This window comes from Micromonospora sp. CA-248212 (assembly GCF_050948405.1).
Lineage (GTDB): Bacteria > Actinomycetota > Actinomycetes > Mycobacteriales > Micromonosporaceae > Micromonospora.
Map to the genome: position 1 here is coordinate 6,249,173 of NZ_CP192023.1, position 19,576 is coordinate 6,268,748.

Here is a 19,576-nt window from a genome sequence, read left to right on the forward strand (position 1 = left end):
CATACCGCTCCCACCGACCACGGCGGCCCGTGTTCCCGGCCCGTGACCGTCGCGGCAACGGCGGCCACGGGCCGGGACCGTGCTCACCGGGCGGCGTCCACCCACCCGTCCAACCAGCGGTGGATGAGGAACAACGCGATCGACGACGGCGGCGGCAGGATCAGCTGGGCCCCGTCCCCCACGTCCACGGCCCGCCCCGCGCACGCCGCCCCGATCTCATCCCGGGTGAACCACCGGGCGTACGCGATCTCGGACGGGTCGACCCGCACCGGGTCGGACGGGTCGGCGGTGGCCAGGAAGCCCAACATCAGCGAGCCCGGGAACGGCCAGGCCTGGCTGCCGACGTACCCGATCCGCTCGACTGCGACGCCCACCTCCTCGCGGACCTCGCGCAGTACCGCGGCCTCCGCCGACTCCCCCGGCTCGACGTAACCGGCCAGGCAGGAGTAGCGCCGGCCGCCCGGGGTGCCCGGCCAGCCGGCGTTGTTGCCGAGCAGGCAGCGGCCTTCGGGGCCGTCGACGCCGTCGTGCACCAGCACGATCATCGCCGGATCGGTACGCGGCCAGATCCGCCCGCCGTTGCGATCCACCCGCGACCAACCGGCCTCGTCCATGACGGTGGGAGCGCCGGTCGCCGACGAGTAGCCGTGCCGGGTGTGCCAGTTCAGCAGCGCGAGCGCGGTCGTGAAGAGGCCGGCCTCCCGGTCACCCAGCAGGTGGCCCACCTCCCGCAGATTGACCGCGCGGGTGCCCGGCAGCGCCGGCAACGGGGCGTCGACCGCGAACACCGGCACCCCGTCCGGTTCGACACCGAGGAACATCGCCGTCGACTCCGCGCCGGCCGGCGCGTCGGCCGCGCCGAACAGCACCAGCGTCGGAGGCGACACGTCGGTACGCGCGAGCGTCCGCCCATCGTTGGTCGAATCGAGCAGCAGCACCCGGCCGCGCAGCCACGCCTCGGTCAACCACTGCGCGTCACCCCGGCGGTGCGCGGCCCGATCCAGCGTCGAGCGCGCCAGCGGTGGCGCGCCCTCGCCGCTCACGGCTGCACCGGCTCGGTGTGCACGGGCGTCAGCGCGGTCAGCCCCGGGGTGATCCGCTCGGCGTCGCCGAGCACGACGACCACCGCCCGGGCGGGCGCGAGGTAGTGGGCGGCGACCCGGGCGACGTCGTCGACGGTCGCCTTCGCGAGGCGGGACGCGTACTCGGCCAGGAAGTCCAGGCGCAGGCCATTGCCGGCGTACGCGCTGGTCAGCGCCGCCAGACCGGCCTGGGTGGACATTCCGAGCTGGAGCGTGCCCAGGGCGTACTGGCGGGCCTGCTCCAATTCCTCGGGCTTCGGCGGCAGCGAGGCCAGCCGACCCAGCTCGTACGTGGTCTCCAGCAGCGCCGGGCCGGTGACCTCGGTGGCCACCTCAGCGCCCGCGACCAGCACCGATCCGGCCACCGAGTGCTCGATCACCGAGTGCGGGCCGTACGTGTAGCCCTTGTCCTCGCGGATGTTCTCCACCCAGCGGGACGAGAAGTAGCCACCGAAGATCAGGTTGGCCAGTTGCAGCGGGGCGTGGTCAGGGTCGGTACGCGGCACGGCCGGCAACGCGACACGCAGCGAGGACTGCACCGAGCCGGGCCGGTCGACCAGCAGCAGCGGCCCCGGCGTCAGCGGCGGGGTGGCCGGCAGGGTGGCCGTACGCCCGGCCCCGGCCCAACTGGACAGCGCCCGCTCGGCCGCGTCCAGGGCCTTCTCCGGCTGCACGTCGCCGACCACCACCAGCTGCGCCCCGGCGGGGTGCACCCGCTCGGTGTGCAGGCTGCGCAGCGCCGCCGGTCGTACGGCACGGAGCTGGCCCGGCTCCGGGGTCTGCGTGGCGTACGGATGCCGCCCGTAGATCCTCTTCAGGAGCGCCTCGCGGGCCAGGTGCGACGGCTGGCTCTGCGCGACCTGGATCCGGTCGATGAGCCGGTCCCGCTCGGCGGCCACCTCGTCGTTCGGGTAGCTGGCGCCGGTCAGCACCTCGGCCAGCAACTCCAGCATCCGGTCCAGGCCGGTGACCAGCCCCGCGCCGGAGATCATCAGCCGGTCGGGGTCGACTCCCGCGGATAGGCCGCCGCCCACCTTCTGCAGCTCGGCGGCGAGCTGCACGCTGGTCATCGACTCGGTGCCGGAGAGCATGGTCTGGGAGAGCATCGCCCCGCGCGCGAGGTGGGCGCGGCCGAACGGCACCCAGAGCCGGAGTTCGACCAGGGGCACGGCGGGCCGGCGTACCGCGATGACGGTGAGCCCGTTGCCCAGCGTCCGCTCGGCCGCCTTGGGCACCTTCAGCTTGCGGGTGGGCCCGAGCGGGGGGAGCGTACGCGGCCCGACGGTGGCGGTGGTCGTGGTCGTCATCGGGTGCCTCCGGGGATGACCTCGACCGTCGCGCGGCGTTCCGGGCGCAGGGTGGCCGCGGCGGCCCGGACCTGTTCCTCGGTGACGTCGCCGACCAGTCGGGGCAGGTCGTTGAGCAGGCCCGGCTCGCCGCGTTGCTGCTCCAGGACGGCCATCCGCAGCGCCCGGCCGAGCACCGCGTCGGTGTCGCGCAGCAGGTGGGTGGCCATCCGCGCCTGGGTGCGGGCCAGCTCGCCGTCGGTCAGCCCGTCGGTGGCCAGCCGGTCCAGCTCCTCGTCGATGGTGCGCAGCACCTTGTCCACGTCGCCGCCGGGCGGCAGGTGCGCCTGCAACAGCAGCGCCGTCGGGTCGCGCACGTCGAACGGGTCGCCCATGAAGCCGAGGTAGCCACCCAGGCTGGTCACCGTGCGGTCGCGCTGCACCAGGCGTTCGACCAGGCGGGACGCTTCGCCGTCGGTGAGCACCTCGGCCAGCACCACGTACGGCAGGTAGGCGGCGAAGTCGCCGACCGGGTCGGGCACCCGCCACGCGCCGGCCACCGCCGGCAACGGCGCCAAAGCGTCGGTGTACGAGCTGCGCCGCTCGGCGGTCAGGTCGGGCTCGGTGAAGTCGGGTCGTCGTGGCGCGGGACGGGCCGGCACGTCCCCGAAGTGCCGGGTCACCAGCTCGGTCGCCTCGGCCACGTCGATGTCACCGCTGACGGCCAGGACCGCGTTGCCGCTGGCGTAGTAGCGACGGAAAAAGTCGGCGGCGTCGGCGACGGTGGCCGACTCCAGGTCGTCGAAGGAGCCGTAGCCGTCGTGCGCGTTCGCAAAGGTGTCGAACATGACCGGCGGCAGGGTCAGCCAGGGAAAACCACCGTACGGCCGGCTGAGCACGTTGACCCGGATCTCCTCCTTTACGACGTCGACCTGGTTGCGCAGGTTCTCCTCGGTCAGTCGGGGCGCCCGCATCCGGTCCGCTTCGAGGAACAGGGCGCGTTCCAGGGCGTTGCTGGGCAGCGTCTCGAAGTAGTCGGTGTAGTCCAGGTGGGTGGAGCCGTTGAACGTGCCGCCGGCGCCCTGCACGTGCCGGAAGTGAGCCAGCTTCTCCAGGTTCTCCGAGCCCTGGAACATCAGATGCTCGAAGAGGTGGGCGAAGCCGGTACGCCCCTGGGGCTCGGAGCGGATGCCGACGTCGTAGACCACCGCCACCCCGATCACCGGGGCGCTGCGATCGGGGGTCAGGACCACCCGCAGGCCGTTGTCGAGGGTGAACCGCTCGACCGGATACTTCGTCGCTGGAATTCTGGATCTCCGCGCCGCCACGGGATCGACCCTAGCGCGTCGGCACCCCCGCCACCGGCGACCTTCGCGCAGCCGCTGCCACCGGCTTGAGAGGTCGACCACCTACCACAGCAAGACAGTAGGAAATGCCGACATAACTGAGACGCCCCTTCCCGGCATGTGGATGCCTCTTGACGCTGCTCGCAGCCTGGCCCAGTCTTCCTACCAACTAAGTAGGAATACTGCGGATTGGATGGACGATGAGACGCCTCCCCCTGCGCCGGTTGGTCACCCTGGCCACCCTCACCGCTCTCGGCGCGGCGACCCTGGGCAGCACCGCCGCGTGCGGCGACGACAGCGAGGGCGCGGGGGGCGGCTCCGGCCCGGTGACCCTGCGGCTCGGCTACTTCCCCAACATCACCCACGCGCCGGCCGTCGTCGGCGTGGAGAAGGGCATCTTCGCCGAGAAGCTCGGCGCCGACGTCAAGCTGGAGCCGAAGACCTTCAACGCCGGCCCGGCCGCCATCGAGGCCGTCTTCTCCGGTGCGCTGGACGCGACCTACATCGGCCCGAACCCCACCGTCAACGCGTTCTCCAAGTCCAAGGGTGAGGCGGTTCGGGTCGTCTCGGGCGCGGCCTCCGGAGGCGTGGCGCTGGTGGTCAAGCCCGGCATCAACGGCCCGCAGGACCTCAAGGGCAAGAAGGTCGCCACCCCGCAGCTCGGCAACACCCAGGACGTGGCCGTCCGCTACTGGCTCAAGCAGCAGGGGCTGACCACCACCAAGGAGGGCGGCGGCGACGTGAAGATCGTGCCGCAGGAGAACGCCCAGACGGTGGAGACGTTCACCAGCGGCGCGATCGACGCCGCCTGGGTGCCCGAGCCGTTCGTGTCCCGGCTGGTCAACGCCGGCGGCAAGGTGCTCGTCGACGAGCGGGACCTGTGGCCGGACAAGAAGTTCGTCATCACCAACCTGCTGGTCAGCACGAAGTTCCTCAAGGCGCACCCGGACGTCGTGCAGAAGCTGGTCGACGGCCAGGTCGCCGCTAACGAGTTCGTCAACAGCAAGCCGGACGAGGCCCAGCAGGCCATCTCCGACGCGATCGGCAAGATCACCGGCAAGCCGCTGGACCTCAAGCTGATCAAGCAGGCATGGCCGACGTTGGAGTTCACCAACGACCCGATCGCCACCTCGCTCAAGGCCGGGCTCGACCACGCCGTCGAGGTCAAGCTCACCGAGCCGGTCGACCTCAAGGGCCTGTACGACCTGACGTACCTCAACAAGTCGCTCAAGGCCGCCGGCAAGCCCGAGGTCACCCAGCCATGACGTCGACCACGACGACGCCGCAGAGCGCGACCACCGCGGTCGCGCTCTCCGGGGTAACCAAGGTGTACGGGCGCGGGGCGAACGCCGTACTGGCCCTGGACGGGGTCTCCCTCGACGTCGCGCCGGGCGAGTTCGTCTGCCTGGTCGGCGCGTCCGGCTGCGGCAAGAGCACCCTGCTCAACCTGGTCGCCGGCCTGGACCGGCCGAGCGGCGGCACGATCGGCATCGCCGGAGACGCCAGCCCGGGGCTGATGTTCCAGGAGCCGGCGCTGTTCCCGTGGCTGACCGTCGAGGCCAACGTGGAGGTGCCGCTGAAGCTGCGGGGCCTCTCCCGTGCCGAACGCCGCGACCGGGTCGCCGAGCTGCTGCGCACGGTGCACCTGGCCGAGTTCGGCCGCAAACGCCCGCACGAACTGTCCGGCGGGATGCGCCAGCGGGTCGCGCTGGCCCGCACCCTGGCCCTGGACACGCCGGTGCTGCTGATGGACGAGCCGTTCGGCGCGCTGGACGCCATGACCCGCGACATCCTGCACGACGAGTTGGAACGCATCTGGTCCGAGCGCCGACTCTCGGTCCTGTTCGTCACGCACAACGTGCGCGAGGCCGCCCGGCTGGCCGACCGCATCATCCTGCTCTCCAGCCGCCCCGGCCGGATCATCTACTCCACCGAGGTGGACATCCCACGGCCACGACGGATCGACTCCCCCGAGGTCGCCGCCATCGCCGCCGAGGTCACCGAACGACTCCGTACGGAGGTGGGCCGCCATGGCCAGTGACACCCTCACCAGCTCGGCGCGTAGCGACGCGGAGATCACCGGACTGGACGCGCTGGAGATCGCCGGCCGGGAGAAGGAGGTCTCCCGGGGCACCCGGCTCTGGGCGGCCACCTGGCCCAAGCTCGCCGCGCTGGCGATCGCCATCCTGGCCTGGCAGGTGGTGGTCTGGTCGGGCTGGAAGCCGCCGTACTCCCTGCCCGGCCCGTTGGTCGTGGGCCGTGAGCTGATCACCCAGGCCCAGGGCCCGCAGCTCTGGGAGGGCCTGCTCACGACGCTGCGCCGAGCGGCCGTCGGGTACGTCTTCTCGGTCGCGGTCGGCCTGCTCCTGGGCCTCGCGGTGGCCCGGTCCACGGTGCTGCGCGCCGCCATCGGCTCGATGATCACCGCGTTGCAGACCATGCCGTCGATCGCCTGGTTCCCGCTGGCCATCCTGCTGTTCGAGCTGAGCGAGAAGGCCATCTTCTTCGTGGTGGTACTCGGCGCGGCGCCGTCCATCGCCAACGGCGTGATCTCCGGAGTGGACTACGTCCCACCGCTGCTCCTGCGCGCCGGACGCAACCTGGGGGCCCGTGGGCTCAACCTCTACCGGTACGTGATCGCGCCGGCCGCGCTGCCGGCGATCGTCGCGGGCCTCAAACAGGGCTGGGCGTTCTCCTGGCGGAGTCTGATGGCCGGTGAGCTGATCGTGGTCGGCATCTCGCAGACTTCGCTCGGCGCGCAGCTCACCTACTCCCGGGAGCTGTCCGACGCGCCGTGGCTGCTCTCCACGATGATCGTCATCCTGGTGCTCGGCCTGGTCGTGGACGCCGCGTTCGGCGCGGCGGACAAGGCGATCCGACGTCGCTGGGGCGTGCTCGACCAGGCGGGCAACTGAGCGGTGTACGTCTCCGCGCGCAGCGACTACGCGCTCCGGGCGATGCTCGCCGTCGCCGCCGCCGCGCCGGGCGGCGACGGTGTCGGCGAGCTGGTGAAGGCGGGCAGCCTGGCCGAGGTGCAGGAGATCCCGCTCAGCTTCCTCCAGGGCATCCTGCTCGACCTGCGCCGCGCCGGCCTGCTGCACAGCCATCGCGGCACCGATGGTGGGTACGCGCTGACCAGGCCGGCCACCGCGATCACGGTCGGGGACGTGCTGCGCGCGGTGGGTGGGTCGCTGACCACAGTGCGCGGCCTACCGGCCGAGCGGGCCGGCTACCACGGGGTGGCCGCCGGGCTCACCGACGTCTGGCTGGCGGTGCACGGGGCGATCGCCACCGTCGTCGACAGCACCACCCTGGCCGACCTGCTGCTGGCCCACAACCAAACCCCAACCGCCCCCTGACCCTGCCCTGCGCGCACTGCCCCGCGATCTTGCACTTTCTGCGGCGACAAAGGGGGCGTATCACGGCAGATCGACGACCGAAACTGCAAGATCGACGCGCTGGCGGACCCGTGCACGTAGGCGGTGTGGTCGGGCCGGTGCCCCGCCGGCCCGACCACACCTCGTACCGATCCTGACCGGGCCTGCCCCTCCGCCGGCGCCGGTCGGCCGGTCGCTGCTCAGCCCCGGTGCTCGACCGTCGGGCCGGGGCCCGGGTCGCCGGGACTGCGCAGCTCCACCAGACCGGCGGGAGCGTTGCCCGCCGTGGTGGCATGCCAGGGGCCGAAGGCCGCGACCATGGCGAGGAGCAACCCGGCGAGCCCGACCGCGACCACCAGGATCAGTTCACGCAGCGCTCCCGAGCCGGCTTCACCCACCATTGCCGCTCCTCCCCCGTGCCGGGCCCCCGCCCAGTTCCCCCGCTGGTCAGCTTCGACCACCCGGGAGCAGGGCACAGTCGGCCAGCCGACCCAACGGAGGCTGATTACCGATTCAACCGAACGGTCAGATGGCGGGCAGCGGCACGGAACGAACCGACCCGCCCAGCCGAAGCGGGACGGGTCGGTGTCGTGCGGAAAGGATCAGACCGTACGCGGGCGGCGCGGGCGGCGGGACCGGCCCGACGCGCGGTGCGCGGAGCGGGGCGCGCCGTCCGTGGCTGCCGAGCCACCTGCGGCCCGTCCCCGGTTGGCCGCCACCGGCGGCGCGGCGATGGTGACCGGCACACCGGAGGGCTCACGCGCCCCGGTGACCCGGGCCAGCGCCTCGTCACCCGAGCGCACCTGGACCGACTGCGGCCGGATGCCGGCAGTGGCCATCAGCCGGGACACGTCGCGGCGCTGCTCCGGCAGGACCAGCGTCACCACCGAGCCGGACTCGCCGGCGCGCGCCGTCCGCCCGCCCCGGTGCAGGTAGTCCTTCGCCTCGGTCGGCGGGTCCACGTTGACGACCATGTCGAGGCCGTCCACGTGGATGCCGCGCGCCGCCACATCCGTGGCGACCAGGGCGGTCACCTGGCCGTTGCGGAACTGCTCCAGGATGCGGGTGCGCTGCGGCTGGGACTTGCCGCCGTGCAGCGCGGCGGCGCGTACACCCTTGGAGAGCAACTGGCGCGCGAGCCGGTCGGCGCGGTGCTTGGTGCCCATGAACAGGATGGTGCGGCCCTCGCGAGCGGCGATCCGGGTCAACGCGTCGGGCTTGTCGAGCGCGTCGACGTGCAGCACGTGGTGGGTCATCGCGGTGACCGTGGCGGTACCCGGGTCGACCGAGTGGGTGACCGGACTGCTGAGGAAGCGGCGGACCAGCCGGTCCACGCCGCCGTCCAGGGTGGCGGAGAAGAGCATCCGCTGACCCTGCGGGGCGACCTGCTCCAGGAGCTTGGTCACCTGCGGCAGGAAGCCCATGTCGGCCATCTGGTCGGCCTCGTCCAGCACGGTGATCTCGACCTGGTCGAGCCGGGCGTCGCCGCGGTTGATCAGGTCGTGCAGCCGACCGGGGGTCGCCACGACCACCTCGGCGCCGGCGCGCAGCGCGTCGGCCTGGCGCTGCAACGACAGTCCGCCGACGACGGTGGCGCAGCGCAGACCGACGGCGCGGGCGTACGGGGCCAGCGCGGTGGTCACCTGCTGGGCCAGCTCACGGGTCGGCACCAGCACCAGAGCCAGCGGGCGACCCGGCCGGGCCTTACGGCCGGCGGTACGCGAGAGCAGGGGAAGCCCGAAGGCGAGCGTCTTACCGGAGCCGGTACGACCCCGGCCGAGCACGTCCCGACCGGCGAGCGAGTCGGGCAGCGTGGCCGACTGGATCGGGAACGGCTCGGTGATGCCCTGCGCGGTCAGGGCGCTCAACAGCGCCGGCGCCAGACCGGTATGGGCAAAAGACGGAATAACTGTGGTCACGCAGAAGCCTTCCTCGACGCGGCACGTGTCGAGGGAGGGCGCCGAACTCGGCGCTGTCACCGGCGAAACAAGGCCGCCAGGACTCACAAGCACGAACCGATTAGGGTACGGGCCGGCCCGCCGCCGAGCCGCCGCCCGCGTTACGCGGGTCGACGGCGGGGCGGGCCGGTCCCGTCACCGTCACACCCGGAGGGCGCGACGGGTACTACGAACCGATCCGAAGATCAGAGCGGACGGATGTTCTCCGCCTGCGGGCCCTTCTGGCCCTGGGTCACCTCGAACTCGACCCGCTGGTTCTCGTCCAGGCTCCGGTAGCCGGAGGACTGGATCGCCGAGAAGTGGGCGAAGACGTCAGCGCCGCCGCCGTCCGGGGTGATGAAGCCGAAGCCCTTGTCAGCGTTGAACCACTTCACGGTGCCAATAGCCATGTGTTTCGTCTCCTTGACGGAACGTCGGACGCGCACTTGTTGCGCGCCCGAAGAGGAGCGCTCCGCGCGGGGATGCGCGAATCGCCTGTCGCTTCTGGTCGCCCCGCCCGGAGAACTCCGGACACAACAAAGAGCGCCTGGGGCCACAATCCCGCCAGGCGCACACAGAGTCTCTGGTAACCAAAACTGCAACCCGGTCAACCTACCACGGATTTCCCCGTCGTGGTCAAACTTGGCCGGAATCCACGGGCAAGTGAGCGATCATGGCGGTGAGCCCGGTCACGTCCAGCAAGTCGGTCGGACGGACGGTCGCCCCGTCCCGCACATAGTGGAACGCCGCGCCCACCCGCTCGACGTCGACACCGGCCAGCTCGGCCCAGGCCAGCCGGTACACGGCCAACTGGACCGCCGCCACATCCGCCGCCGGGCCGGTGGGACGCGCGCCGGTCTTCCAGTCGACCACGTCGAACCGCCCGCCCGGGCGGGCAAAGACCGCGTCCATCCGCCCCCGGACCACCACACCCGCGATCACCGTGGCGAACGGCACCTCCACCTCGACCGGCACCCGGTCAGCCCACTCGCTGGCCAGGAAGCGCTCCTGAAGCTCGACCAGGGCCTCATCCGGGGCGGCGTCCGCATCCGCCGCGCCGGGCAGCTCGTCCACGTCGAGCAACCGGTCGGCGCCGAAACGCTGCTCCAGCCACGCGTGGAAGGCGGTGCCCCGGCGGGCGTACGGATTCGGCTCGGTGGGCACCGGGCGGCGCAGCGTACGGGCCAGCGCCGCCGGGTCACGCCGCAACGCCACCAACTGGGTGACGCTGAGCTGTCCCGGCAGGGCCACCTCGACCGCGCCGGAGAGCCGGGTCAGCTCGGCCCGCTCGGCCAGCAGCAGGTCCGCCTCCTGCCGCCAGCGCGCCACCTCCGGGTCTGCTGTCTCGGCCGTCTCGGCGTTCGACCCGGTCGACGGCAGCGCACCGGCGAGCGCCGGCCCGACCGGCCCCGGCAGCGCCGACGCCGGACCGTCGGTCATCAGCCGGCGGACCAGTCCGGCCGCCTCGGCCAACGCCGGCCGGCGGCCACCCAGCGGGTCGGCCGGCCACTCCGCGCGGAGCACCACCTCGGCCGTCGGGTTCGTGGCGTCCGGGGTGGGCTCCGGCGTCCACGTGTCGACCAGGTGCCCGGTGCCGCCGTCCAGGCAGGCGTCGTACACCTCGCGCAGGAAGATCGACGGACCTCGCGGTCGCTTCGTGCCCTCGCCCCACCAGTACCCGGAGCACAGCAGCAGCCGGCGCGGCCGGGTGACCGCGACGTACGTCAGCCGGCGCTCCTCCCGCTCGTCGTGGGCCCGCCACGCGTCGGTGAAGTCGGCCACCGCCCGGGCCACGGCACGCTGGTCGGCCGCCTCGTCGAGCGCCAGCTCGGGCAGCCCGTCGGCGTCCCCCCGCAGCGGGAACGGCAGCACGCCCAGGCCGCCCAGCCAGTGGTCGGAGTTGCGGACCGGACCGGGCCACGAGCCACGGCACAGACCGGCCACCGCCACCACGTCCCACTCCAGGCCCTTGGCGGCGTGTGCGGTGACCACCTGCACCGCGCCCTCCACGACCTCGACCTCGCCCGGGGCGAGGCCGCGCTCCTCGTCCTCGGCGGCGGCCAGGTAGGACAGGAAGCCGGAGAGCGTCGCGCCGGGCGTCTCACCGCTGAAGCGGGCCGCCACGTCGGCCAGGGCGTCCAGATGGCCCCGCGCCAGGCCGGCGTCGCCCGCGCCGTCGCGGCCGGCCCGCACCGCGACCTCCACGTCCAGGCCAATGGTCCGCTCGATGTCCGCGATCAGATCCGGCAGCGCCTGGTCCAGGCGGTAACGCAGCAACGCCAGCTCGGTGCCGTACGCCCGCAGCCGCGCGAACCCCTCCGCCGAGTACGCCTGCGCCGGCCCGAGATCGGCCAACGCCTCCACCAGGGTCGCCTCGTCCAGCAGGTCGGGGCTGATGTCCGAGTCCTCGTCGGCGGCCACCTGCCGGCGGGCGTTCGCGATGCCCCGCGCCCGTCGGTGCAGCGCCACCAGGTCCCGCGGCCCGATCCGCCACCGGGCGCCGGTGAGCAACCGCAGCAGGGCGGCACCGTCGGTCGGGTCGGCCAGCACCCGCAGCGTGCACACCACGTCCCGGACCTCGGGAGTGTCCAGCAGGCCACCCAGCCCGACCACCTCGACCGGGAGGCCACGCTCGCGCAACGCCGACTCGATCGCCGGGATCTGGCTGCGGACGCGGACCAGCACGGCCGTCGTCGGACGCTGCGCCACCGGGATGTGCTCCGGTGCCGCACCGGGCATCCGGGCGGCGCCACGCCACGCGGCGAGCACACTGTCGGCGATCCACGCGGCCTCGTCGGCATACGTGTGCAGCAGCGCGCAGTGCACCGTGCCACCGGCCGCCCCACCGGGGCTGCGGTGCGGAATCGGGTCCCGGACGGTCAGCGCGGAACGCAGCTCCGGAACCCGCGCGCCGGCCGCACGCAACGGCGTGGACAGCGCGTTCGCCACCCGCAGGATCTCCGGGCGGTTGCGCCAACTGGTGGTCAGCCCCAACGCCCGCGCCGGCTCGCCGTCGGACCGCGCGAACTCGGCCGGAAACCGGTCGAGGGTGCCGGCGCTGGCTCCCCGCCAGCCGTAGATGGACTGGCACGGATCGCCCACCGCGGTGACCGGGTGACCGCCACCGAACAGCGCGTTGAGCAGCACCACCTGCGCGTGGCTGGTGTCCTGGTACTCGTCGAGCAGCACCACCCGGAAGCGGTCCCGCTCGATCTCGCCGACCGCCGGGTGATCCCGCGCCACCCGGGCCGCCCGGGCGAGCTGGTCGGCGAAGTCCATCGCCTCGAAGTCCAGCTTGCGCCGGGCGTACGCCCGCACCAGCGGCAGCAGGCGCAGCCGGGTCTGTTGCAGGGTGAGCGCCTTGCGTACGTCGGCGTAGACCCGGCCCGGTCGCGACTGCACCTCGGCGAAGAACCGGCCGGTCCAGGCGGCCAGCTCGTCCGGGGCGACCAGGTGCTCGTCCAACTCCCCGGCGAGCGCCAGCACCGCGTCGGTGATGGTGCTCGGCATCCGGTCCACCTCGGACATGTCGCCGTCGTAGTTGCGCACCAGCAGGTCGACCAACTGCCAGCGGGACGCCTCGGTGAGCAGCCGGGTCGACGGCTCGTAGCCGGCCCGCAGACCGTGCTCGGTGACGATCCGCCCGGCGTACGAGTGGTACGTGGAGACGGTGGGCTCACCGGCGAGCGGATCGTCGAGCGGGTCGCGCTCCTGCCGGCCGACCCGCCGGATCAGTTGGTCGAGCCGGGTACGGACCCGGTGCGCCAGCTCACCGGCCGCCTTGCGGGTGAAGGTCAGCCCCAGGATCTGCTCCGGGCGCACGTACGAGTTGGCCACCAGCCAGACCACCCGCGCGGCCATCGTCTCGGTCTTGCCGGACCCGGCGCCCGCGACCACCAGCAGCGGCTCCACCGGGGCGGCGATGATCGCGGCCTGTTCCCGGGTGGGCGCCGGCAGCCGCAGCAACTTGGCCAGCTCCACCGGCGTGTACCGGGGGCCGGAGTCCGCGAGCCGGGGCGTCGGCGCGGGACCCGCGCCGAACAGGGTGGGCTGGCTCATGAATTCTCCGGGGGACGGACGGTCGGCGGCTCGACCACCTGCCGTCCCTGCCCGGAGACCGGACAGCTGGTCCGCACCGGGCAGACCCGGCACTTCGAGTTGGCCACCGCGGCGAACGTGGCGGCTGCCATCGTATCGGCGGTCCGCCGGACCAGCGCCGTCGCCCAGCCGGCCGCCGGTCCCTCCCCCGCGGCGGGCTGGTTCTGCTCCCGGGCGTCCTTGGCGGAGGTGCCGAGCTGCACCAGCGCCGCGCCACCGGACTCGTCGCCGAACTCGGCGAACGCCCCCGCCTCCACCGCAGCCTGGTACGCGCCGAGCTGCGGGTGCTCGGCCAGTTCGCTGCCGGTGACCGCGGTCGACTTGCCGGTCTTGAGGTCGATCACCACCAGCCGGCCGGCCTCGTCGACCTCAAGCCGGTCGACCCGCCCGGTCAGGTCGACCGGGCGCTGCGGATCGTCCAGCCGGACCGCGAACTCGTGTTCGATGGCGAGCAGCCGACGCGGATTGGTGGCCAGCCAACGCAGCAGCTTGTCGACCATCGCCTCGGCGCGCTCCCGCTCGGGGCCGGCCATCCACCGCGCGGCCAGCTCGATCGCGTCGAACCGGGCGGCCACGTAGTCGAGCAGGGCGCCCCGGTCGGCGCTCGCGTCCTCGGCGAGCATCGCGGCGGCGTGCACCAGGTTGCCGACGCCCTGCGCGGTGCTGGTCGGGCCGCTGCCGCCGTGCCGTTCGAGCAGCCAGCGCAGGCTGCACCGCAGCGCGCTCTCCATCGCCGAGGGCGTGACCCGCACCGGGTCCCCGTCGTCGACCAACGGCCGGTCGTCGGAGAGCGCCCGCAGCCCCCACCAGTCGTCGGGGTGCGCGCCGGGCACTCCGGCGGCGGCGAGCCGCGCCAACTCGGTCGCCGCGGCGCGCCGCCGGGCCGCCGACGCGGCCGGGTCGATGACGGCGGTACGCAGCTCGGCGACCAGCGCCGGCAGGGTGAGCGCCCGTGGCGGCCGGGTGACCGGCAGCGCACCGGGCTGGTCCGGCTCGTCGTCTTCGTCGCTCACGGCAGCGCCGTCGCCGGCCGGGCCGGTTCGCGGGCCGGGCGGGCTCGGCGGCACGGTCGGCGGGTCGGGCGGGCCCGGCCTGTCCGGTGGCGCGCTCGGCGGACTCGGCGGTGCGATCGGGCCCAGCTCGTGCAGGAACCGGCTGGGCTGCTCCTCGTGGTCGTCGCCGCCGACCGCCGCCGACGCCACCGCGCTGACCAGCAGGCGGTGTCGGGCCCGGCTGATGGCGACGTGGAACAGCCGGCGCTCCTCGTCGAGCAGCGCCGAGGTCTGACCCACGACGTTGGCGGCGCGGGCGCCGCCGACGGACCGGCCGGCCAGGACGTCGACCAGCCGTTCCGACCCGAGCAGGCTGCCACGCAGGCGCAGGTCCGGCCAGATGCCCTCCTGCACGCCGGCGATCGCCACCAGGTCCCACTCCAGGCCCTTGGCGGCGTGCGCGGTGAGCAGTCGTACCGCCGCGCCCCGGTCGGCGGTCGGCGCGATGGTGTCCGCCGGCAGGTCCTGGGCGAGCACGTGGTCGAGGAAGACCTCGGTGCGCGCGCCCGGTAGCCGGTCGGTGAAGCGGGCCGCCGCGTCGAAGAGCACGAGCACGGCGTCCAGGTCGCGGTCGGCCGCCTCGGCCCGCCGACGCCGGGCCAGGTCGCCCTCGCCGGCCACCGGCCGCCCCTGGGCGATCGCGCCGGCCCAGCGTTCGGCCAGGCCGCTGGCGTCCCACACCTCCCAGAGGACGGTCTCGGCGGTGGCGCCCGGTTGGGCGGCGGCGTCCCGGGCGGTGGCGAGCAGCCCGGCCACCGCCTGGGCCGGCTCCGCCCACCGCCGGTCGATGGTGGCCAGCTCCGTCGGGTCACGCAACGCCTCGACGATCAGCTCGCCGGACGGGCGGCGGTCGCCCCCGGCCAACGCCAGGGCGCGCAGCCCCTGCCGCAGCCGTCGTTCGGCCAGCGGGTCAGCGCCGCCCAGCGGCGAGTGCAGTAGCGCGACCGCGGCCTCCTCGTCGAGCCGGTCCGGTTCGAGGGCGCACCGCAGCAGCAGCAACAGCGGCGCCACCGCGGGTTGCAGGTGCAGCGGAAGGTCCTCGCCGTGCACCACGGTCGGGACGCCGGCGGCGTGCAGCGCGCGTCGCAGGGTCGGCAGTTGCAGGGCGGTGGACCGCACCAGCACCGCCATCCGCGACCACGGCACGCCGTCCAGCAGGTGGGCCGAGCGCAGCATGTGGGCCAGCCAGGCGGCCTCGCTGGTCGCCGACCGGAAGGTGTGCACCTCGACCACGCCGGCCGGGGCGTCCGGCAGCGGACGCAGCCGGCGGTGCGCCGTCGGACCACGGAGACGGCGGCCCAGCCGGGCCACCGCGTCGAGCAGAACCGGCCCGGCCCGGTACGACGTGCTCAGCAGCACCTGCGCGGCCGGCGCTCCGGAGGCAGTCCGGAAACGGTGCCGGAAGGTGGACACTCCGGCCGGGTCGGCGCCCCGGAAGGCGTACGTGGAGGAGTCGGGGTCGGCGAAGGCCACGAGCGGCTTGCCACCGCCGGCGATGACCGAGAGCAGTTCGAGTTGGGCGGGGTCGGTGTCGGCCAGCTCGTCGACGTACACGTGGGCGAGGCGGTGGCGCTCGGCGGCCAGCAACTCCTCGTCGTCGCGCAGCAGACCGGTGGCGGCCCGGACCAGTTCGGCGGGGTCGTACGCGATCGAACCCCGGTTGCTGACGTCGCGCAGCGCGAGCACCTCGACGTACTCCCGCAGGAAGCGCGCGGCGGCCGGCCAGTCGGCGCGGCCGAGCTTCTCGCCCAGCCGGGCCAGGTCGCCCGGACCCACACCGCGTTCGGCGGCGCGCATGAGCAGGTCACGCAGTTGACCGGCGAAGGCCCGGGTGCGCAGTGCCGGCCGCAGGTCGGTGGGCCAGCCGACCGGGTCGTCCTCGGGCGCCTCGCCCACCACGTCGAGCAGCTCACGGATGATCAGATCCTGCTCGGGGCCGGTCAGCAGGCGGGGTGACGGCTCGCCGCGCTCGGCGGCGGCGCGACGCAGCAGCCCGAAGGCGTACGCCGGGAAGGTACGCACCAGCGGCTCCCGCAGCACCCGGTAGCCGTCCTGCGCGACCCGGGCCTCGATGCGCTGGCGCAGTGCGGTGGCGCCGCGGCGGCCGAAGGTCAGCACGAGGATCCGTTCGGGGTCGACGCCCTCGGCGATCCGGGCGGCGACCGCCTCGACGAGGGTGCTGGTCTTGCCGGTGCCGGGGCCACCGACGACAAGCATCGGCCCGTCGGTGTGCCCGACGATCTCGGCCTGGACGGGATCGGCGTGCCAGCGCGGGCCCGCCGACCGGGTCGGGTCGGCCGCGACGGCGAGGACGCCACCGTCACCCGGCGCGTCCCCGTCCCCCAGCGCCGGCCCCCCGGGCCGCCGCACCAACCGGTACGACTGCATCACCAAATCCCATCACCCCCCTACGACAGCAACCCCATCCCACGCCGCCACGCCGATCGTGAAGGTGAAGGCACGACACGCCGACGGCCCTGCCGCCACCCTCACGACCGACGAGGTGGCCCGGAGTCAGGGTAGGTGGGACTCCAGCGCCTTCAGGGCCTCGGGGACCGTGGTGACCACGGTCAGCAGGTCGAGGCCGGCCGGTTTGAGGAAGTGCTGGTCGGTGATGGTGTGCAGCCAGTCCAGCAGGGGGCGGTAGAAGCCGTCCGCGTCGATCAGCACCATCGGCTTGGCGTGCAGCACCAGGGTGGCGGTGGTCCAGACCTCGAACAGCTCGTCCAGCGTGCCGAGGCCGCCGGGCAGGGCGAGGAACGCGTCCGACCTGTCGATCATCAGGGTCTTGCGATCGGCCATCGAGTCGGTGACCAGCAGTTCGTCCGAGGCCAGGTCGGCGACCTCCAGGTCGACGAGCGCCTGCGGGATGACACCCACCGTGCGTCCACCGGCGGACCGGGCGCCGTCGACCACCGCGCCCATCATGCCGACGCAGCCACCGCCGCTGACCAGGGTGTGCCCGCGCCGGGCCAGCTCCGCACCGGTCTCGGTGGCGAGGTCGAGCCAGCGTTGGTCGAGGGTACGGGAGGAGGCGCAGAAGACACAGACGGCCGCCATCAGTTCTCCCGGGGCCGGTCGGCGGCCTGCTCGGCGGCGGCCTGCTGGTCGGCGCCGGTACGCGCCACGGCCTCGTCGCGGACCGCGTCCTGCTCGACCGAGAGCGCCGCCTCGGCCTCGACGATGTGGCGGACGGCGGCGTTGACGTCGTCGGTGAGGCAGATCAGGTCCAGGTCCACCGGGCCGATCTTGCCGCTGGCGGCCATCGTGTCGCGCAGCCAGTCGAGCAGCCCCTGCCAGTAGGCCACCCCCATCAGCACGACCGGGAACCGGGTGACCTTGCCGGTCTGCACCAGGGTCAGCGCCTCGAAGAGCTCGTCCATGGTGCCGAACCCACCGGGCAGCACCACGAACGCCTGGGCGTACTTGACGAACATGGTCTTGCGGGCGAAGAAGTAGCGGAAGTCGATGGCCAGGTCGACCCAGTCGTTGATGCCCTGCTCGAACGGAAGCTCGATGCCGAGCCCGACGGAGAGCCCGCCGGCCTCGGTGGCGCCCCGGTTGGCGGCCTCCATCACGCCCGGCCCGCCGCCGGTGATCACCGCGTAGCCCGCGCGGGCCAGCGCGCCGCCCACCTCCTCGGCCAGCCGGCACTCGGCGGTGTCCGGACCGCTGCGCGCCGAGCCGAACACGCTGACGGCCGGCGGCAGGTCGGCGAGGGTGTCGAAGCCCTCGACGAACTCGGAGAGGATCCGCAGCGCCCGCCAGGCGTCCCTGGTCTTCCAGTCCTCGCGCCCGCGCGAGTCCAGCAGCCGCTGGTCGGCGGTGCTGCTCGGGATCGCCCCCCGGCGCAGCGTGACGGCGCCCCGGTGCCGCTCCCGCCCCGGGCTGCGGCCGGCCTCCCGCCCGTTGTTCTGGCTCATGCAGCAACCGTAGTGGAGCCGCACACCTCGGGGGCGCGGGCTACCGACGCCGGGAAATAGTTCGCGATCAAGGGCAACTATTTGGCTTCCCCGTACGTCTTACTATTCACATACCGGGTATGCCCCGGCGCGCGCCTTCGGGGGAGGAGACAGCGTGATCAGCAACAGCGAGATGATCCGGATCCGTCGACAGATGCAGCGACGGATCCACGATGTGGTGGCCGAGCGCCGCCGCACCCGCGATCTCGACCCCGCCCTGTCGCCCGCCGCCGCCACCACCACGGGATCCGGAGCCGATCAAGAGGTTCGCGCCGCCGACAACGGGCCAGGCTGACGCGAACCTCTTGATCGCCGGAAACGGGGCCGACCGGCCCGACCTGAGCGATTCCGACCGGGTCAGGCCGGCGCGAGCCAGCGGTGCAGCGTCGCCGCGCCGTCCCGGATCTTGCTGATCTCGACGTGCTCGTCCGGGTGGTGGGCGAGGTTCGGATCGCCCGGGCCGAAGTTCAGCGCGGGAATCCCCATGGCCGCGAACCGGGCCACGTCCGTCCAACCCAGCTTGCCGATCGGGGCGGCGCCGACCGCCGCCAGGAACTCCTTCGCCGGGGCGGCGCTGAGCCCGGGCGGGGCGCCCGCGATCGAGTCGGTGACCCGCACCTCGAAACCGGCGAACACCTCACGCAGGTGTGCCTCCGCCTCGGCCGGGGTCCGGTCGGGGGCGAAGCGGTAGTTGACCTCGACCTCGCACAGGTCCGGGATGACGTTGCCGGCCACCCCACCGTTGATGCGTACCGCGTTCATGCCCTCGCGGTAGTCGCAGCCGTCGATGGTGACCCGTCGTGCCTCGTACGTCTGGAGGCGGCGCAGCACCTCCCCAGCGCCGTGGATGGCGTTGACCCCGTGCCAGGAGCGCGCCGAGTGGGCGCGTACGCCGGTGGTGGTGACCACTGAGCGCATGGTGCCCTGGCAGCCCGCCTCGACGATGCCGTACGTCGGCTCCAGCAGCACCGCGAAGTCCGCCTCCAGCCACTCCGGGAACGCCTGGGCGACCAGGTTCAGCCCGTTGTAGCGGGACTCGATCTCCTCGGCCTCGTAGAAGAAGTACGTCACGTCGTAGCGCGGCTCGGGCAGCGTCACCGCCAGGTGCAGCGCGTAGGCGGTGCCGGACTTCATGTCGGAGGTTCCGCAGCCGTACATCAGGTCGCCGCGCATGGTCGACGGGAAGTTGTTGTTCAGCGGCACCGTGTCGAGGTGCCCGGCCAGCACGACGCGCTGCGAGCGGCCCAGGTCGGTACGGGCCATCACCGTGTTGCCGTGCCGGTGCGTGGACAGGTGCGGTACGCCCCGCAGCACCTCCTCGACGCAGTCGGCGATCGCCTTCTCGTTGAGGGACACGGACTCTATGTCGACCAGTACGCGGGTCAGCTGCACCGGATCGGCGAGGACCTCGGGGGTCAGCGGGTTCTCCATGGTTC

Annotated in this window: 16 protein-coding genes; 5 read left to right on the forward strand and 11 right to left on the reverse strand. The window is 73.2% G+C overall.

Translation table 11 applies throughout. The annotated features are described in order from the left end of the window. Positions 1-83 precede the first annotated feature (83 nt). The 3 genes from nudC to ACQP03_RS29390 are packed head-to-tail and all read right to left on the reverse strand — an operon-like array spanning position 84 to position 3,696. The gene (nudC, locus tag ACQP03_RS29380) at positions 84-1,043 is read right to left on the reverse strand and encodes an NAD(+) diphosphatase (RefSeq protein WP_357125985.1); all 960 of its coding nucleotides are present in this window, start codon (positions 1,041-1,043) and stop codon (positions 84-86) included. After that, entirely contained in the window at positions 1,040-2,389 is a 1,350-nt protein-coding gene (locus ACQP03_RS29385; protein WP_357125989.1) for a M16 family metallopeptidase, read from the reverse strand. Before ACQP03_RS29385 ends, nudC begins: the two co-directional genes overlap by 4 nt. Continuing rightward, positions 2,386-3,696 (reverse strand): M16 family metallopeptidase, encoded by a 1,311-nt coding sequence (locus ACQP03_RS29390; protein WP_357125991.1) that lies wholly within the window; start codon positions 3,694-3,696, stop codon positions 2,386-2,388. Before ACQP03_RS29390 ends, ACQP03_RS29385 begins: the two co-directional genes overlap by 4 nt. 218 nt (positions 3,697-3,914) lie before the next feature. Here ACQP03_RS29390 and ACQP03_RS29395 point away from each other — a divergent pair, with 218 nt between their 5' ends. The 4 genes from ACQP03_RS29395 to ACQP03_RS29410 are packed head-to-tail and all read left to right on the forward strand — an operon-like array spanning position 3,915 to position 7,073. Beyond that, positions 3,915-4,979, forward strand: coding sequence for an ABC transporter substrate-binding protein (locus ACQP03_RS29395; RefSeq protein ID WP_357125994.1), 1,065 nt, complete (start codon positions 3,915-3,917; stop codon positions 4,977-4,979). Then, complete coding sequence (locus ACQP03_RS29400) at positions 4,976-5,755, forward strand: ABC transporter ATP-binding protein (RefSeq protein ID WP_357125997.1); 780 nt, start codon at positions 4,976-4,978, stop codon at positions 5,753-5,755. Before ACQP03_RS29395 ends, ACQP03_RS29400 begins: the two co-directional genes overlap by 4 nt. Further along, positions 5,745-6,629 carry an ABC transporter permease gene (locus ACQP03_RS29405; protein ID WP_357126000.1) on the forward strand — a complete coding sequence of 295 codons (885 nt, stop codon included), beginning with the start codon at positions 5,745-5,747 and terminating at the stop codon, positions 6,627-6,629. Before ACQP03_RS29400 ends, ACQP03_RS29405 begins: the two co-directional genes overlap by 11 nt. A gap of 3 nt (positions 6,630-6,632) precedes the next feature. Further along, on the forward strand, positions 6,633-7,073 hold the full coding sequence (locus tag ACQP03_RS29410) for an RrF2 family transcriptional regulator (RefSeq protein ID WP_357175362.1): 441 nt from the start codon (positions 6,633-6,635) through the stop codon (positions 7,071-7,073). A gap of 218 nt (positions 7,074-7,291) precedes the next feature. Here ACQP03_RS29410 and ACQP03_RS29415 read toward each other — a convergent pair whose 3' ends face one another. From ACQP03_RS29415 to ACQP03_RS29445, 7 genes are all read right to left on the reverse strand, one after another. After that, a complete protein-coding gene (locus ACQP03_RS29415; RefSeq protein WP_357126006.1) occupies positions 7,292-7,492 on the reverse strand; it encodes a hypothetical protein in 201 nt (66 codons plus the stop codon). Between the two features lie 201 nt (positions 7,493-7,693). Further along, positions 7,694-9,010: a DEAD/DEAH box helicase gene (locus ACQP03_RS29420; protein ID WP_355050584.1), complete on the reverse strand. Its 1,317-nt coding sequence runs from the start codon at positions 9,008-9,010 to the stop codon at positions 7,694-7,696. A gap of 224 nt (positions 9,011-9,234) precedes the next feature. Beyond that, complete coding sequence (cspE, locus tag ACQP03_RS29425; protein WP_007464836.1) at positions 9,235-9,438, reverse strand: transcription antiterminator/RNA stability regulator CspE; 204 nt, start codon at positions 9,436-9,438, stop codon at positions 9,235-9,237. Positions 9,439-9,664: 226 nt separating this feature from the next. Further along, positions 9,665-13,087: an ATP-dependent helicase gene (locus ACQP03_RS29430; RefSeq protein WP_357175368.1), complete on the reverse strand. Its 3,423-nt coding sequence runs from the start codon at positions 13,085-13,087 to the stop codon at positions 9,665-9,667. Further along, positions 13,084-16,566 (reverse strand): ATP-dependent helicase, encoded by a 3,483-nt coding sequence (locus tag ACQP03_RS29435; protein WP_357175371.1) that lies wholly within the window; start codon positions 16,564-16,566, stop codon positions 13,084-13,086. The genes ACQP03_RS29430 and ACQP03_RS29435 overlap by 4 nt, the downstream gene beginning before the upstream one ends. A gap of 126 nt (positions 16,567-16,692) precedes the next feature. Then, positions 16,693-17,238 carry a TIGR00730 family Rossman fold protein gene (locus tag ACQP03_RS29440; protein ID WP_433459204.1) on the reverse strand — a complete coding sequence of 182 codons (546 nt, stop codon included), beginning with the start codon at positions 17,236-17,238 and terminating at the stop codon, positions 16,693-16,695. Next, positions 17,238-18,101 carry a TIGR00730 family Rossman fold protein gene (locus ACQP03_RS29445; protein ID WP_357126017.1) on the reverse strand — a complete coding sequence of 288 codons (864 nt, stop codon included), beginning with the start codon at positions 18,099-18,101 and terminating at the stop codon, positions 17,238-17,240. Before ACQP03_RS29445 ends, ACQP03_RS29440 begins: the two co-directional genes overlap by 1 nt. Before the next feature lie 154 nt (positions 18,102-18,255). On the opposite strand from ACQP03_RS29445, the gene ACQP03_RS29450 reads away from it, so the two are divergent. After that, positions 18,256-18,435, forward strand: coding sequence for a hypothetical protein (locus ACQP03_RS29450; protein WP_357126020.1), 180 nt, complete (start codon positions 18,256-18,258; stop codon positions 18,433-18,435). A 62-nt stretch (positions 18,436-18,497) separates the two neighbouring features. Here ACQP03_RS29450 and dapE read toward each other — a convergent pair whose 3' ends face one another. Next, on the reverse strand, positions 18,498-19,571 hold the full coding sequence (dapE, locus tag ACQP03_RS29455; RefSeq protein WP_357126023.1) for a succinyl-diaminopimelate desuccinylase: 1,074 nt from the start codon (positions 19,569-19,571) through the stop codon (positions 18,498-18,500). Positions 19,572-19,576 lie beyond the last annotated feature (5 nt).

What these genes read in the sequence shown, in the direction of transcription:
- ACQP03_RS29385 (WP_357125989.1), bottom strand. Translation starts at nt 2,389, where the DNA reads ATGACGACCACGACCACCGCCACCGTCGGGCCGCGTACGCTCCCCCCG.
- ACQP03_RS29395 (WP_357125994.1), top strand. Translation starts at nt 3,915, where the DNA reads ATGAGACGCCTCCCCCTGCGCCGGTTGGTCACCCTGGCCACCCTCACC.
- ACQP03_RS29400 (WP_357125997.1), top strand. Translation starts at nt 4,976, where the DNA reads ATGACGTCGACCACGACGACGCCGCAGAGCGCGACCACCGCGGTCGCG.
- ACQP03_RS29405 (WP_357126000.1), top strand. Translation starts at nt 5,745, where the DNA reads ATGGCCAGTGACACCCTCACCAGCTCGGCGCGTAGCGACGCGGAGATC.
- ACQP03_RS29415 (WP_357126006.1), bottom strand. Translation starts at nt 7,492, where the DNA reads ATGGTGGGTGAAGCCGGCTCGGGAGCGCTGCGTGAACTGATCCTGGTG.
- cspE (WP_007464836.1), bottom strand. Translation starts at nt 9,438, where the DNA reads ATGGCTATTGGCACCGTGAAGTGGTTCAACGCTGACAAGGGCTTCGGC.
- ACQP03_RS29430 (WP_357175368.1), bottom strand. Translation starts at nt 13,087, where the DNA reads ATGAGCCAGCCCACCCTGTTCGGCGCGGGTCCCGCGCCGACGCCCCGG.
- ACQP03_RS29435 (WP_357175371.1), bottom strand. Translation starts at nt 16,566, where the DNA reads ATGCAGTCGTACCGGTTGGTGCGGCGGCCCGGGGGGCCGGCGCTGGGG.
- ACQP03_RS29440 (WP_433459204.1), bottom strand. Translation starts at nt 17,238, where the DNA reads ATGGCGGCCGTCTGTGTCTTCTGCGCCTCCTCCCGTACCCTCGACCAA.
- ACQP03_RS29445 (WP_357126017.1), bottom strand. Translation starts at nt 18,101, where the DNA reads ATGAGCCAGAACAACGGGCGGGAGGCCGGCCGCAGCCCGGGGCGGGAG.
- dapE (WP_357126023.1), bottom strand. Translation starts at nt 19,571, where the DNA reads ATGGAGAACCCGCTGACCCCCGAGGTCCTCGCCGATCCGGTGCAGCTG.